This window comes from Roseateles toxinivorans, assembly GCF_004362525.1.
Lineage (GTDB): Bacteria > Pseudomonadota > Gammaproteobacteria > Burkholderiales > Burkholderiaceae_C > Paucibacter > Paucibacter toxinivorans.
Window position 1 is genome coordinate 326148 of sequence record NZ_SNXS01000003.1, and the last position, 15181, is coordinate 341328.

Consider the following 15181-nt stretch of genomic DNA (forward strand, 5'->3'; position numbering starts at 1 on the left):
GAGACACAGACCATGATGAATGTTTCCTCCTGGGCCATACGCAACCCGATCCCGTCGGTGCTGCTCTTCATCCTCCTCACCTTGGCCGGCCTGATGGGCTTCAAGGCAATGAAGATCCAGAACTTTCCCGACATCGACCTGCCCACCGTGTCGGTGACGGCCTCGCTGCCGGGCGCCTCACCGGCGCAGCTGGAAACCGAGGTGGCGCGCAAGATCGAGAACTCGGTCGCCACGCTGCAGGGCGTCAAGCACATCTACACCAAGGTGCAGGACGGCACGGCCACGATCACGGTCGAGTTCCAGCTCGAAAAGCCCACGCAGGAGGCCGTCGACAATGTGCGCGACGCCGTCTCGCGTGTGCGCTCCGACCTGCCCGGCGATCTGCGCGACCCGGTGATCTCGAAGATGGATCTGTCGGGCGCGCCCATCCTGACCTACACGGTCGAGTCGGCCAAGATGGACGAGGAGGCCCTGTCCTGGTTCGTGGACAACCAGGTGGCCAAAGCGATTCTGTCGGTCAAGGGCGTGGGCGCGGTGTCCCGCGTGGGTGGCGTGACGCGCGAAGTGCGCGTCGAGCTCGACCCGGCCAAGCTCCTGAGTCTGGGCGCCACGGCGGCCGATGTGTCGCGCCAGCTGCGCCAGATCCAGCAGGAGGCCTCGGGTGGTCGCAGCGATGTGGGCGGCATCGAGCAATCGGTGCGCACCATCGCCACCGTGGCCAGCGCCGAGGAGCTGGCCCGCATGGACATCACCCTCTCGAACGGCCGCCATGTGCGACTGGACCAGCTGGCCACGGTCAGCGACACGGTCGGCGAGCAGCGCTCGGCCGCCCTGCTCAACGGCAAGCCGGTGGTGGGCTTCGAGATCACCCGCTCGCGCGGCGCCGGCGAGGTGGATGTGTTGAACGGCGCGCGGGCCGTGCTGGAGCGGCTGAAGACCCAGCATCCGGACGTGGTCGTGACCGAGGCCTTCAATTTCGTTGACCCGGTGATCGAGAACTACGACGGCTCGATGCTGCTGCTCTACGAGGGCGCCATCCTGGCCATCATCGTGGTCTGGTTCTTTCTGCGCGACTGGCGGGCCACCTTTGTGGCCGCCACGGCCCTGCCGCTGAGCGCGATCCCGACCTTTGCGCTGATGTATGTGCTCGGCTTCTCGCTGAACGTCGTGACGCTGCTGTCGCTATCGCTGGTGGTGGGCATCCTGGTCGACGACGCCATCGTCGAGATCGAGAACATCATGCGCCATCTGCGCATGGGCAAGACGCCCTACCAGGCGGCGATGGAGGCGGCAGACGAGATCGGCCTGGCGGTGATCGCCACCACCTTCACCCTGATTGCCGTGTTCCTGCCCACCGCCTTCATGGGCGGCATTCCGGGCAAGTTCTTCGTCCAGTTCGGCTGGACGGCGGCGATCGCCGTGTTCTTCTCGCTGGTCGTGGCGCGGCTGCTGACGCCGATGATGGCGGCCTACATCCTGCACGCGATTCCGCCCAAGGAGCATGAGCCGCGCTGGATGCAGGTTTATATGCGCTGGGCCCGCTGGTGCCTGAAGCACCGGGTCAAGACCTCGATCGCTGCGCTGGTGTTCTTCGTCGGCTCCTTTGCCCTGGTGCCCTATTTGCCGACTGGCTTCATCCCGCCGGACGATCTGAGTCAGACCCAGGTCACGCTGACCCTGCCGCCGGGCGCCAGGTTCGAGGAGACCCGGGCGCTGGCCGAGGCCGCGCGCGAATTGGTGCAGAAGAATTCCCATGTGAAGCTGGTCTACACGGCCATCGGCGGCGGTGCGGCCGGCTCCGATCCGTTTGCGATGAGCGGCGCCAGCAATGTGCGCACCGCGGTGCTGACCCTCAACATGACCCATCGCACCGAGCGCAAGGGCGTGAGCAAGCAGGACATCGAGCGCCAGCTGCGCGACGCGCTGCAGGACCTGCCAGGCGCACGCATCAAGGTCGGCTTCGGCGCCTCCAGCGAGAAGTATGTGCTGGTACTGGCCGGTGAGGACGGCGGCGCGCTGCAGGCCCATGCGGCGGTTGTCGAGCGCGAGCTGCGCACGCTGCCGGGCATAGGCGCGGTGACCAGTAGCTCCAGCCTGGAGCGGCCCGAGCTGGTGGTGCGCCCCGATGCGGCCCGCGCCGCCGACCTGGGCGTGACCACCGCCGCGATTGCCGACACCCTGCGCGTAGCCACCGCCGGCGACTACGACCAGGCTTTGCCGAAGCTGAATCTGTCGCAGCGCCAGGTCCCCATCGTCGTGCGCCTGCCGGCCTCGGCGCGTCAGGACCTTGACCTGCTGTCGCGGCTGCCCGTGCCCGGCAGCCGCGGCCCGGTGGCGCTGGGCCAGGTCGCCTCGCTGAGCCTCGAGAGCGGCCCGGCCGAGATCGACCGCTACGACCGCGTGCGCAATATCAACTTCGAGATCGAGTTGAATGGCCAGCCGCTGGGCGAGGTGGCCGAGCGGGCCCTGGCACTGCCCAGCCTGGCCCATCTGCCCCCCGGCGTGACGCAGACCACGATCGGTGACGCCGAGGCCATGGCCGAGCTGTTCGCCAGCTTCGGCTTGGCCATGCTGACCGGCGTGCTGTGCATCTACTTCGTGCTGGTGCTGCTGTTCAAGGACTTCGTGCAGCCGGTGACCATCCTGGCCGCCCTGGTGCTGTCGATCCCGGGCGCCTTCCTGGCCCTGTTCGTCTCGCACACGGCGCTGTCGATGCCGTCGATGATTGGCCTGATCATGCTGATGGGCATTGCCACCAAGAACTCCATCCTGCTGGTGGACTATGTGGTGCTGGCGCGGCGCGACCACGGCATGAACCGCTTCGACGCGCTGCTGGACGCGGCCTCCAAGCGGGCTCAGCCCATCGTCATGACCACCATCGCGATGGGCGCGGGCATGCTGCCGATCGCGCTGGGCATAGGCGTCGACCCGAGTTTCCGCGCGCCGATGGCCATCGTCGTCATCGGCGGGTTGATCACCTCGACCTTTCTGAGCCTCTTGGTGATTCCGGTTTTGTTCTCATATGTGGACGATGGCATGCAAAAGGCCGGGGCCTTGTTCGGCCGCTTGTTTTCCCGTTTCGGCCGCAAGCCGGCCAAAGCTGCTAGCGTTGCACCAGCCGTCGCCACGGCCAATCGATCGGAGTGAATCTTGAACCCTCGAATCTTGACCGGAACCACCCGCCGCAAGGCCCTGCTCGCGGCCTGCGGCCTGCTCGGCGGCGGCCTGCTGATCTGCCAGGTGCAGGCGCAGAGCGATCCGCTGAATGCCCTTGCTCAGACCGAGGCGCAGCAGCCGCTGCTGGCCGAGGTGCCCGCAGGCAGCTACCAGGTCAAGGAGTTCGACTGGCGCGACGCCGGCCGCCAGCGCGAAGTGCCGGTGCGGCTGTACTGGCCCAGCCAATTGGCGGCCGACGCCAAGGCGCCGCTGGTCGTGTTCTCCCACGGCATCGGCGGCTCGCGGCGGGGCTACAGCTATCTGGGCGCTTATTGGGCCAGCCAGGGCTATGCCAGCCTGCATCTGCAGCATGTCGGCAGCGACCGCCAGCTGTGGATGGGCAACCCCTTCAGCCTGCCCGGCCGGCTGCAGGGCGCGGCCCAGGACACCGAGGCCATCAACCGCGTGCAGGACCTGCACTTCGCGCTGGATCAGATCCTGGCCAGCCCCCAGGGCCAGCAGATCGACAAGAGGCGCATCATCGCCGCCGGCCATTCCTACGGCGCCAACACCACGCTGCTGGCGATCGGTGCCCGCGTCGAGCGCAAGGGCGAGCTGCTGGACTTTCGCGACAAGCGCATCCAGGCGGCCATCATCCTCTCGGCCCCGCCCTTCTATGGCGAGACCGACCCGGCCAAGGTGCTGGCCGGGGTGACCGTGCCCAGCCTGCACATCACCGCCACCGAGGACGTGATACGCGTGCCCGGCTACTTCTCCGATGCCAGCGACCGCATCGCCATCTATGAGGCCACCGCCGGCCCGCGCAAGACCTTGGCCGTGTTCCAGGGCGGCTCGCACAGCATCTTCACCGACCGCGGCGGCACCGGCGGCGTGGCGCTGAACCCCCGCGTCAAGACGGCCACCCGCGAGCTGTCGCTGGCCTTCCTGCGCAGCGTGTTCGACGGGCTGGACGATCCGCTGCAGCAGTGGGGGCTGCAGAACAAGGGGCTGCTGGCGCGCTACGTCAGCGGCAGCGGGTCCTGAGCCTTGCTTTTGAGCCTTACTTGGCTGGCTTGGGTGCCTTGACCACTTCATAGCGCTTCAGCGTTGCGATGCGCGCCTCGTCGTGCCGCACGATGGGCGTGGCGTAGTCCCGCCCCAGCACCAGGCCGCAGGCTTCCAGTTCGGGCGGCTTGGCCAGCCAAGGCGCGTGGATCAGCTTGGCCGGCAGTGAGGCCAGTTGCGGCAGATAGCGCTTGATGAAACGCCCTTCAGCATCGAACTTCTCGCTCTGCGTCACCGGGTTGAAGATGCGGAAATAGGGCTGGGCATCGCAGCCGGTGGAGGCCGCCCATTGCCAGCCGCCGTTGTTGGCGGCCAGATCGAAGTCGTTCAGCTTCTCGGCGAAATAGGCCTCGCCGCGACGCCAGTCGATGCCGAGGTCCTTGATCAGGAAGCAGGCGGTGACCATGCGCAGCCGGTTGTGCATATAGCCGCTGCGGTTGAGCTGCAGCATCGCCGCATCGACCAGCGGATAGCCGGTGCGGCCCTCGCACCAGGCCTTGAAGAGGGCGTCGGCCGCCTTGCCCTTCTCCCAGTGAATCGCGTCGTACTCGCGCTTGAACGCATTGCCGACGACATGGGGGTGGTGATAGAGGATCTGGTGATAGAAGTCGCGCCAGATCAGCTCCGACAGCCAGGTCTGCGCGCCCTTGGAGCCTGCCTCGACCCTTTCGTAGGCCAGCCTGGCCAGCCGCCGTATCGACACCGTGCCGAAGCGCAGATGCACGCTCAGATAGCTGGGGCCCTTGATGGCCGGGTAGTCGCGGGCATGGTCGTAGGCGTCTATGCGCTCCAGAAAGTCGTCCAGCAGCTCCAGCGCACCGGTGCTGCCGCTGGGCAGTTTCAGCTCATGCAGATTGCTGGTCTGGAAGCCCAGATCGGTCAGGGACGGCAGCGGCCGGGCCAGCGCGGAGGGGCAGGGCGCCAGATGGTCGGCGTACCTGGCCACCGGGTAGGCGCGCAGATAGAAAGGGCTCAATTTGCGCAGCCAGGCGTTCTTGTAGGGCGTGAACACGCGGTAGGACGGGCCGCCCTCGGTCAGCACCTCGTCGCGCTCGAAGATCACATGGTCCTTGCTGGTGTGCAGCGCAATGCCGGCCCCGGCCAGTGCGCCACGCACGCGACGGTCGCGCTCCTGGGCATAGGGCTCGTCGTCATGGTTGGCATAGACGGCCACGGCGCCGAGCTGCTGCGCCAGCTTGGGGATCTCCTCGACCGCCGCGCCGTGGCGCACGATCAGGCCCACGTCGTGAACGCCGTGCGACAGCGCGAGCGCCCGCAGCTCGGCGTCCAGCACGGCTACGCTGTCGTGGATGAACTCGACCCGGCGGTCCTGGCGCGGCAGGGCGTCGAGGATGGTGCTGTCGAACACGAACACGCACCAGACCTTGCGCGCGCCCTTTAGCGCATGGAACAGGGCGGCCTGGTCATCGACGCGCAAGTCTCTGCGGAACCACACCAGGGCGGAAGAAAGAGAGGTTTCCATCGGCCTAGTTTCGCTCAGGAACGAACCTATCCCCCACCACCCGCTCTTTCCCAGGGGTGGATAGGTTCTAAAATCAATGCATGCCAAACGACCGGATCGACCTCACCAACCAGTTTCTGGTCGCCATGCCCGGCATGGTGGATGAAACCTTCGCCGGCAGCGTCGTCTATATGTGCGAGCACACCGAAAAGGGCGCGCTGGGCCTGGTGATCAACAAGCCGATCGACATCAAGCTCAAGAACCTGTTCGACAAGGTGGATCTGAGCCTGGAGCGGGAAGACCTGGCCAGCACCCCTGTTTTCTACGGCGGCCCGGTGCAGACGGAGCGCGGTTTTGTGCTCCACGAGCGGCTGGGCGAGGAGGGCGGACACTACAGCAGCACGCTGGCCATTCCCGGGGGCCTGGAGATGACTACCAGCCGCGATGTGCTGGAGGCCCTGTCCAGCGGCGCCGGCCCGAAGAAGATCCTCGTCACCCTGGGCTACAGCGGCTGGAGCGCCGGCCAGCTGGAGGACGAAATCAGCCGCAACGGCTGGCTCAATATCAATGCCTCCGTCGACGACTGCGCCGACATCATCTTCGACACCCCCATCGACGAGCGCTATGACAAGGCCTTGCGCCTTTTGGGCATAGACCCGCGCATGCTCAGCCAGGAGGCAGGCCACGCATGACGGCCTCCTTCCTGGCTTTTGATTTCGGCACCAAGCGCGTGGGTGTGGCCAGTGGCAACACGCTGATGAACCTGGCGACCCCGCTGCGCACGATCGCGCTGGAGGGCGACGCCCGCTTTGCCGCCATTGGCAAGTTGATCGACGAATGGAAGCCCGACGCGCTGGTCGTCGGCGTGCCCTGCCACCCGGACGGCGCACCGCACGAGATGACGGCCAAGGCGAAGAAGTTCGCCCGCCAGCTGCAGGGCCGCTACGGCCTGACCGTCCATGAGGTCGATGAGCGCTACACCACCACCGAGGCCCATGCGATGGGGGCTTCGGACGTGGACGCGGCGTCGGCCGCACTGATTCTTGAACAATTCTTCAGGGCTTTGAAATGAGTACCCTTCTTTTGGACGCCGAGGCGCTGTACACCGATCTGGTGCGCGGCGTGCGCGGCCTGCTGAAACCCGACACGGCCCTGGTGGGCATCTGGTCCGGCGGCGCCTGGCTGGCCGAGCGGCTGCAGCGTGATCTGGGCCTGAGTGGCGCCATCGGCGTGATCTCCAGCACGATGCACCGCGACGACTTCGGCTCCAAGGGCCTCGGCGGCTCCGACCACACCAGGCTCCCCTTCGATGTCAACGGCCGCCACATCCTGCTGATCGACGACGTGCTGTTCACCGGCCGCACGACGCGGGCGGTGATCAACGAGCTGTTCGACTTCGGCCGCCCGGCCAGCGTGACCCTGGCCGTGCTGGTGGACCGCGGTGGCCGCGAGCTGCCGATCGAGCCGGCCTTCTCGGCCGCAAGGATGACGCTGCCGCGCGAGCAGCGCCTGCGCCTGGCAAGAGACGATGCCGGCCGCTTCAGCTTTGACCTGAAGGGGGATTCCGACCATGCTGCATAAGCGCAACCCGCAGCTGAACAGCCACGGCGAGCTGGTCCATCTGTTGTCGATCGAGGGCCTGCCTCAATCGGTGATACACCACATCCTGGACACCGCCGGGAGCTTTCTGTCGGTCAACGACCGCGATGTGAAGAAGGTGCCGCTGCTGCGCGGCAAGTCGGTGTTCAATCTGTTCTTCGAGAACAGCACCCGCACCCGCACCACCTTCGAGATTGCCGCCAAGCGCCTCAGCGCCGACGTCATCAACCTCGACATCGCCCGCTCCAGCACGGCCAAGGGCGAGACCCTGCTCGACACGGTGGCCAACCTCAGCGCCATGCATGCCGACATGTTCGTCGTGCGCCACAGCGAGAGCGGGGCCCCCTATCTGATCGCCCAGCATTGCGCGCCCCATGTGCATGTGGTCAATGCCGGTGACGGCCGCCATGCCCACCCGACGCAGGGCCTGCTGGACATGTACACGATCCGGCATTTCAAGAAGGACTTCCGCAATCTGACGGTGGCCATCGTCGGTGACATCGTCCACTCCCGCGTGGCGCGCAGCGACATCCATGCGCTGACGACCCTGGGTGTGCCCGAGATCCGCGCCGTCGGCCCCAAGACCCTGGTGCCCGGCGATCTGCGCGAGATGGGCGTGCGCGTCTGCCACGACATGGCCGAGGGCATACGCGGCGCCGACGTCATCATCATGTTGCGCCTGCAGAACGAGCGCATGAATGGCGCGATGCTGCCCAGTGCCGGCGAGTTCTTCAAGAACTTCGGCCTCACGCCCGAGAAGCTGCAGCTCGCCAAACCCGACGCCATCGTCATGCACCCGGGGCCGATCAACCGCGGCGTCGAGATCGCCTCCGACGTGGCCGACGGCAAGCAGAGCGTGATCCTGCCCCAGGTGACCTTCGGGATTGCCGTGCGCATGGCCGTGATGTCCATCATTGCGGGGAACGACGCCAAATGAAGATACTGATCAAGAACGGTCGCCTGATCGACCCCGCCAGCGGCCTCGACCAGATCGGTGATCTGGCCATCGCCGGTGGCCGCATCGTCGGCCTGGGCCAGGTGCCGGTCGACTTCGATGCCGGCCGCGTCATCGACGCCAGCGGGCTCATCGTCGCCCCGGGCCTGGTCGACCTGGCCGCACGCCTGCGCGAGCCCGGCCATGAGCACGAGGGCATGCTGGAGACCGAGCTGAACGCGGCCGCCGCCGGCGGCGTGACCAGCCTGGTCTGCCCGCCCGACACCGACCCGGTGCTGGACGAGCCCGGCCTGGTGGAGATGCTGAAGTTCCGCGCCCGCAAGCTGAGCCTGTGCCGGCTGTTTCCGCTCGGCGCTCTGACCCGCGGCCTGGCCGGCGAAGCGCTGACCGAGATGGCCGAGCTGACCGAGGCCGGCTGCGTCGGCTTCTCGCAGGCCGATGTGGCGATCCGTAACACCCTGGTGCTGCAGCGCGCGCTGCAATATGCGGCCACCTTCGACTACACCGTCTGGCTGCGCGCCGAAGACCCCTGGCTGGGCGGCGGCGTGGCCGCCAGTGGCGCGGTCGCCACCCGGCTTGGGCTGAGCGGCGTGCCCGCCGCGGCCGAGACGGTGGCCCTGCACACCCTGTTCGAGCTGATGCGGGTGACCGGAGCCCGCGTCCACCTGTGCCGCATCAGCAGCGCCGCCGGCGTGGCCCTGGTGCGCGCGGCCAAGGCCGAGGGCCTGCCCGTGACGGCCGATGCCAGCATCAACTCGCTGCACCTGACCGATGTGGACATTGGTTACTTCAATTCGGCCATGCGCCTGAACCCGCCGCTGCGCCAGGGCCGCGACCGCGATGCGCTACAAGCGGCGCTGGCCGATGGCACCCTGGACGCCCTGGTCAGTGACCACATGCCGGTGGCCGAGGACGAGAAGAATGTGCCCTTTGCCGAGGCTACGCCCGGTGCCACCGGCCTGGAACTGCTCTTGAGCCTCGCACTGAAATGGGGCCGCGATCAAGGGCTGAGCCTGGGCCAGGCACTGGCGCCGGTGACCAGCGGGCCGGTGCAGGTGCTCGGCTCGACGCTCGGTTCGCTGGCCGCCAGCGCCGGCCGCCTGGTCGAGGGTGGCGTGGCCGATGTCTGCGTGTTCGATGGCGAGGCCCACTGGGCCGTCACCCCGGACAAGCTCGAAAGCCAGGGCAAGCACACGCCGTTCGCCTTCGACATCACCGGTTTCGAGCTGCCCGGGCGGGTGCGCTACACCGTTGTGGCGGGGCACGTCGCACACGAATCCACTGTCGAGACGAACTGACGCCGATGCGGACCCTGTTGGCTTGTTGGCGCCTGGTGCGCGTCGTTGTGCACTTGCTGCATGGCTTGTGGATCATCAAGGCGCAGTTCCCCCGCCTCGACGTTGCGGGGCGCCACCGGCGCATTCAGTGGTGGTCGGGCAAGTTCCTGTCTGTGCTCGATGTGCAGCTGGAGCTGCAGGGCCAGTTCAAGGCCGGCAGTTCTCTGATAGTTGCCAATCACGTGTCGTGGCTGGACATCGTCGCCATCCATGCCGTGCATCCGCGTACGCGCTTCGTCTCCAAGGCCGACGTCAAGACCTGGCCCATCGTCGGCCCGCTGGTCCATGCCGCCGATACCCTGTTCATCGAGCGCGAGCGCAAACGCGATGCGATGCGCGTCGTCCACCAGATGGCCGAGGCGCTGCAGGCCGGTGACAGCGTCGGCATCTTCCCCGAGGGCACGACCGGCGCCGGCGACAAGCTCCTGCCCTTTCATGCCAATCTGCTGCAGGCGGCCATCGCCGCCGAGGCGGCCGTGCAGCCGGTGGCGCTGCGCTTCTCGGACGCCGACGGCCCCATCAGCCAGGCCGTGGTCTACGTCGGCGACACCACCATCGTGCAAAGCCTCTGGCTGATCGTCATGGGCCGCGGCTTGCGAGTGCGCGTCGCCGTGCTGCCACCGGTGGGGGCGCGCCACGCCGACCGGCGTGCGCTGTCGCAGCATCTGCAGGAGCTGATTGCCGCGGCCCTGTGAGGCCGATCTGTGCGACAGTGACACCATGACCGCCGCCCAACTCCAGATCCGCCGTGTCGGCATAGACACCTGGCGCGAGAACGTGGCCTATCTGCACCGTGACTGCCCGGTGGTGCGGGCGGCCGGCTTCCAGGCCCTGTCCAAGGTCGAGATCCATGCCGACAACGGCAATGGGCGGCAGGGCATCCTGGCGGTGCTGAATGTCGTCGACGACGAACGCATCGTGCGCAGCTGCGAGCTGGGCTTGAGCGAGGAGGCCTTTGCCCGCCTCGGGGTGGCCGACGGCCATGCGGCGACGATTGAGCATGCCGAGCCGGCCGGCTCGATCGCCGCCCTGCACCGCAAGATCGCCGGCGAGCGCTTGTCCCGCGAAGACCTGTCCGCCATCATCCGTGACATTGCCCAGGCCCGCTATTCGAAGATCGAGCTGGCCGCCTTTGTCGTCGCCACCCACCAGTACGAGCTGGACCGCGACGAGGTGCTGCACCTGACCGAGGCGATGATCGCCGCCGGCCGCCATGTGGACTGGCATCAAAAGGTCGGTGCCGGCCCGGTGGTGGACAAGCATTGCATCGGTGGCATACCGGGCAACCGCACCTCGATGCTGGTCGTGCCCATCGTCGCCGCCCACGGCATGCTGTGCCCCAAGACCAGCTCGCGGGCCATCACCTCGCCGGCAGGCACGGCCGACACGATGGAGGTGCTGGCCGAGGTGGCGCTGCCCTTCGACCGGCTGGTGGAAATCGTCCGCGCCAATCACGGTTGCCTGGCCTGGGGCGGCACGGCCGACCTGTCGCCGGCCGATGACATCCTGATCTCGGTCGAGCGGCCGCTGTCCATCGACTCGCCGGGCCAGATGGTGGCCTCGATACTGTCGAAGAAGATCGCCGCCGGCTCCACCCATCTGGTGCTGGACATCCCGCTGGGCCCCACGGCCAAGGTGCGCACCATGCCCGAGGCGCAGCGGCTGAAGAAGCTGTTCGAGTACGTGGCCAAGCATCTGCGCCTGCAGCTGGACGTGGTCATCACCGATGGCCGCCAGCCGATAGGCCGCGGCATAGGCCCGGTGCTGGAAGCGCGCGACGTGATGCAGGTGCTGGAGAACCACCCCGATGGGCCCAGCGACCTGCGCCAGAAGGCGCTGCGCCTGGCCGGCCGCATGATCGAGTTCGATCCCGATGTGCGCGGCGGCGACGGCTACGGCATCGCCCGCGACATCCTCGAATCGGGCCGGGCGCTGGCCAGCATGAATGCCATCATCGATGCGCAGGGCCGGCGTTCGCCACAGCCCTCGATTGCGCCGCTCAGTTTCGAGGTGCTGGCCAGCGAGGCCGGCATCGTCATTGGCATGGACAATCTGCGGCTGTCGCGCATCGCCCGGCTGGCCGGCGCGCCCCAGGTGCCGGGCGCCGGGCTGGACCTGCTGAAGAAGCTCGGCGATGCGGTGCAGGTCGGCGAGCCGCTGTACCGTGTGCATGCCGCCTTCGAGGCCGATCTCCAGTTTGCGCGCAAGCAGGCCGACAAACACACGGGCTACTCTGTGGCCGATGGCGTGCATCTACCCGCCCAACTGCTGGCCGAAAGCTCCCTGCACAGCTTCTGACATCCGAGCCATGACCGACACCCTTTTGCTTGCCTTCGATGACGAGGCCGCCCTGGCCAATGAACTGGCCGTCGCGCTCGACGTGCAGCTGCATTTCATCAAGCGCCACCGCTTCCCCGATGGCGAGCTGCGGCTGGTGCTGCCGGCCCGGCTGCCGCCGCGGGTGGTGCTGCTGCGCGGCCTGCATCAGCCCAACGAGAAGCTGGTCGAGCTGATGATTGCTGCGCCCACGGCGCGCGAGCTCGGCACACGGCACCTGACCCTGGTCAGCCCCTACCTGGCCTATATGCGGCAGGACATGGAGTTCACCCCCGGCGAGGCTGTCAGCCAGCGCCATATCGGCAAGTTGCTGGCCCAGTACTTTGACGCCGTCATCACCATAGACCCGCATCTGCACCGCATCCAGTCACTGGACGAGGTGCTGCCGGGCCGCCGGGGTCTGAGCCTCAGCGCTGCGCCGCTGCTGGGTGCCTGGGTGGCCCGGCATGTGCCGGACGCGCTGCTGATCGGTCCCGACGAAGAATCCGCCCAGTGGGTGCATGAGGCCGCCGCGGCCCATGGGTTGGACAGCGCCATCGGCCGCAAGGTACGCCACGGCGACCACCAGGTCACACTGGCCCTGCCCGATGTGCCGGTGCAGGGCCGGGCCGTCGTGCTGCTGGACGATATGGCCAGCACCGGCCGCACGCTGATGGGCTCGGCCGAGGCGCTGCTGGCGCGCGGCGCGGCCAGCGTTGACGTGGCTGTCACCCATGCCTTGTTCGTTGGCGAGGCCTATGTGCAGCTCAAGGCGGCCGGGGTGCGCCATGTGTGGAGCACCAACGCGGTGCCGCATGCGAGCAATGTCATCTCCATCGTGCCGTTGCTGGTGGCAGCCCTGAAAAGCTAGCCGAAGGTGAAGGCATAGGCCCGCGCCTCGGCCTCAAGGAACTCCATCTCGAACAGGTGAGGCTTGTCGGCACCACCTTGCCGCGCAGCTCGTCCAGCTTCAGCGGCGCCGAGTTGAACCAGTTGTCGACACCGCGAAACTCCGGCACCGGCCGGGCGTCGGTGGCTATCGGGGACTCAGGCGGCGACGACGGCGACGAACAGCAACGCGTTGGTTCGGATGCTCATGGTGATGCGGCCCAGCGGGGCCTTGGTGGATGCGAATGAGCGCACGCTTGGTCGCGTCAGCCCCGCTTGGCCCGGAATATGTGCGCCTGTGTATCCGGGCCGGACATCGACACACGACATTGTTCCGGGGCTCGGCCCTTGATCAAACGCAAGCCCATTGCCCCCGTCGCGACGTACCGTCAGCAGCTCATACCGAGCATCGGAACGCCCCATGGAGTTCAAGGACTACTACGCCACGCTGGGCCTGGAGCGCAGCGCCACGCAGGACGAGATCAAACGTGCCTACCGCAAGCTGGCGCGCAAATACCATCCGGACGTCAGCAAGGAGCCGCAGGCCGAGGCGCGCTTCAAGGAGGTGGCCGAGGCCTACGAGGCGCTGCATGACCCGGAGAAGCGGGCCGCCTATGACGACATCGGCCGTGGGCCAGCGGGCGGGCAGGACTTTGCGCCGCCGCCGGGCTGGGCCAGCGGCTTCGAGTTCAGCGGCAAGGATGGCGGCATTGGCGCCGGCATGGACCGCAGCGATTTCTTCGAGGCACTGTTCGGCCGCCAGGCCGGTGGTGCACGGGGCCCGCGCGCCGCGACCCATGCGCCCGGCGGCGACCACCATGCCAAGGTGCAGATCGCGCTGGAGGATGCCTTCACCGGCGCCACGCGCACCATCACGCTGCGCTTGCCGGTGACGGACGCACAGGGCCGTGTCGCCATGCAGGAGCGCAAGGTCGAGGTAGCGATCCCCAAGGGCGTGCGTGCCGGTCAGCATCTGCGGCTGGCGGGGCAGGGCGGCCCTGGCTTGGGCGAGGGCCCGGCGGGCGACCTGTATCTGGAGATCGTGTTCAAGCCGCACGCGACCTTCCGCGCCGATGGCCGCGATGTCTATTTCGATCTGCCGCTGGCGCCCTGGGAGGCCGCGCTGGGCGCCACGGTGAGCGCACCCACGCCGACAGGCAAGGTCGAGCTGACGATCCCGCCGGGCTCGGCGGCCGGGCGCAAGCTGCGGCTCAAGGGCCGGGGGCTGCCCGGTGATCCGCCGGGCGATTTGTATGCGGTGTTGACGATCGCGCTGCCGGCCGCGGACACCGACGCGGCCAAGCAGGCCTATGCCGAGCTGGCGCGTGGCTTCCAGCAGTTCAATCCCCGTGTGGAGGCAGCATCATGAGCACGGCAGTCGTTGTGCAGGGCGTGATCGTCGAACAGACCTCGTACTTCAGCCTGGGCGAGCTGTGCCGGGCCTGCCGTGCCGAGGCCGAGCAATTGATGGCCCTGGTCGAGGAGGGCGTGCTCGAGCCGGCCGGCAACGGCCCCGAGGACTGGCAGTTTGCCGGCTCGTCGCTGCGCAGAGCCCAGGCGGCCCTGCGCCTGACGCGAGATCTGGAGCTCAGCGCTGCGGCCACGGCACTGGTGCTGGACCTGCTGGACGAGATCGAGGCGCTGCGATCGCGACTGCGGCGTGCCGGCCTTGAGTGAGATGTCGACCGAAGCCGCGGCGCCGGTGTTCCGCGCCCGGGGTCTGAGCAAGAGCTATGGCACTGGCGAGGTCGTGGTCAACGCGCTCAGCGGCGTGGACCTGGACATTGCCCGTGGCGAATTCATCGTGCTGCTGGGCCCCTCGGGCAGCGGCAAGTCCACGCTGCTGAACATACTGGGCGGCCTGGACGTGCCGAGCAGCGGCCAGGTGATGTTCGCCGACCACGACCTGAGCGCCGCCAGCGAGTCGGAGCTGACCCGCTATCGCCGCGAGCATGTCGGTTTCGTGTTCCAGTTCTACAACCTGATCCCGAGCCTGACGGTGCGCGAGAACGTCGCCCTGGTGACCGATATCGTCGAGCACCCGATGTCGGCGGACGAGGCCATAGACCGCGTCGGCCTGACGCCGCGGCGCGACCATTTCCCGGCCCAGCTGTCCGGCGGCGAGCAGCAGCGCGTGGCGATCGCCCGGGCCATCGTCAAGCGCCCCGATGTGCTGCTGTGCGACGAGCCCACCGGCGCGCTGGACTACCAGACCGGCAAGCTGGTGTTGGAGGTGATTGCGCGCATCAACAAGGAGATCGGCACGACCGCCGTGGTCATCACCCACAACGCGGCGATCGCCGGCATGGCCGATCGGGTCGTCTACCTCGGCGACGGCAAGATCCTGCGCATCGAGACCAATGCGCACAAGCTCGACCCTTCCGAGCTGACCTGGTGAAACAC

14 protein-coding genes are annotated in these 15181 nt (G+C 67.6%); 13 read left to right on the forward strand and 1 reads right to left on the reverse strand.

The features are described 5' to 3' along the window. Positions 1 to 15 precede the first annotated feature (15 nt). Both DES47_RS12845 and DES47_RS12850 read left to right on the forward strand, forming a co-directional pair. Positions 16 to 3147: an efflux RND transporter permease subunit gene (locus DES47_RS12845; protein WP_133701562.1), complete on the forward strand. Its 3132-nt coding sequence runs from the start codon at positions 16 to 18 to the stop codon at positions 3145 to 3147. Between the two features lie 3 nt (positions 3148 to 3150). Next, on the forward strand, positions 3151 to 4200 hold the full coding sequence (locus tag DES47_RS12850) for an alpha/beta hydrolase family protein (RefSeq protein ID WP_208114988.1): 1050 nt from the start codon (positions 3151 to 3153) through the stop codon (positions 4198 to 4200). A gap of 16 nt (positions 4201 to 4216) precedes the next feature. Here DES47_RS12850 and DES47_RS12855 read toward each other — a convergent pair whose 3' ends face one another. Next, complete coding sequence (locus DES47_RS12855; RefSeq protein ID WP_133701102.1) at positions 4217 to 5704, reverse strand: cryptochrome/photolyase family protein; 1488 nt, start codon at positions 5702 to 5704, stop codon at positions 4217 to 4219. Positions 5705 to 5784: 80 nt separating this feature from the next. Between DES47_RS12855 and DES47_RS12860 the strand changes: the two genes are divergently transcribed. From DES47_RS12860 to DES47_RS12915, 11 genes are all read left to right on the forward strand, one after another. Then, on the forward strand, positions 5785 to 6375 hold the full coding sequence (locus DES47_RS12860) for a YqgE/AlgH family protein (RefSeq protein ID WP_133701103.1): 591 nt from the start codon (positions 5785 to 5787) through the stop codon (positions 6373 to 6375). Beyond that, positions 6372 to 6755, forward strand: coding sequence for a Holliday junction resolvase RuvX (ruvX, locus tag DES47_RS12865; protein ID WP_133701104.1), 384 nt, complete (start codon positions 6372 to 6374; stop codon positions 6753 to 6755). The genes DES47_RS12860 and ruvX overlap by 4 nt, the downstream gene beginning before the upstream one ends. Further along, positions 6752 to 7264, forward strand: a complete 513-nt coding sequence (gene pyrR / locus DES47_RS12870; protein ID WP_133701105.1) for a bifunctional pyr operon transcriptional regulator/uracil phosphoribosyltransferase PyrR — start codon at positions 6752 to 6754, stop codon at positions 7262 to 7264. The genes ruvX and pyrR overlap by 4 nt, the downstream gene beginning before the upstream one ends. After that, positions 7254 to 8219 carry an aspartate carbamoyltransferase catalytic subunit gene (locus DES47_RS12875; protein ID WP_133701106.1) on the forward strand — a complete coding sequence of 322 codons (966 nt, stop codon included), beginning with the start codon at positions 7254 to 7256 and terminating at the stop codon, positions 8217 to 8219. The genes pyrR and DES47_RS12875 overlap by 11 nt, the downstream gene beginning before the upstream one ends. Next, entirely contained in the window at positions 8216 to 9535 is a 1320-nt protein-coding gene (locus DES47_RS12880) for a dihydroorotase (RefSeq protein ID WP_133701107.1), read from the forward strand. Before DES47_RS12875 ends, DES47_RS12880 begins: the two co-directional genes overlap by 4 nt. A 5-nt stretch (positions 9536 to 9540) precedes the next feature. After that, positions 9541 to 10269 (forward strand): lysophospholipid acyltransferase family protein, encoded by a 729-nt coding sequence (locus tag DES47_RS12885; RefSeq protein WP_133701108.1) that lies wholly within the window; start codon positions 9541 to 9543, stop codon positions 10267 to 10269. A 25-nt stretch (positions 10270 to 10294) separates the two neighbouring features. Next, entirely contained in the window at positions 10295 to 11872 is a 1578-nt protein-coding gene (locus tag DES47_RS12890; protein ID WP_133701109.1) for a thymidine phosphorylase family protein, read from the forward strand. 10 nt (positions 11873 to 11882) lie between these two features. Continuing rightward, positions 11883 to 12761, forward strand: a complete 879-nt coding sequence (locus DES47_RS12895) for a ribose-phosphate diphosphokinase (protein ID WP_133701110.1) — start codon at positions 11883 to 11885, stop codon at positions 12759 to 12761. Positions 12762 to 13199: 438 nt separating this feature from the next. Beyond that, positions 13200 to 14147: a DnaJ C-terminal domain-containing protein gene (locus DES47_RS12905; RefSeq protein WP_133701111.1), complete on the forward strand. Its 948-nt coding sequence runs from the start codon at positions 13200 to 13202 to the stop codon at positions 14145 to 14147. Next, the gene (locus tag DES47_RS12910; RefSeq protein ID WP_133701112.1) at positions 14144 to 14455 is read left to right on the forward strand and encodes a chaperone modulator CbpM; all 312 of its coding nucleotides are present in this window, start codon (positions 14144 to 14146) and stop codon (positions 14453 to 14455) included. Before DES47_RS12905 ends, DES47_RS12910 begins: the two co-directional genes overlap by 4 nt. Position 14456: 1 nt before the next feature. Continuing rightward, positions 14457 to 15176: an ABC transporter ATP-binding protein gene (locus tag DES47_RS12915; protein WP_133701113.1), complete on the forward strand. Its 720-nt coding sequence runs from the start codon at positions 14457 to 14459 to the stop codon at positions 15174 to 15176. Positions 15177 to 15181: the final 5 nt, after the last annotated feature.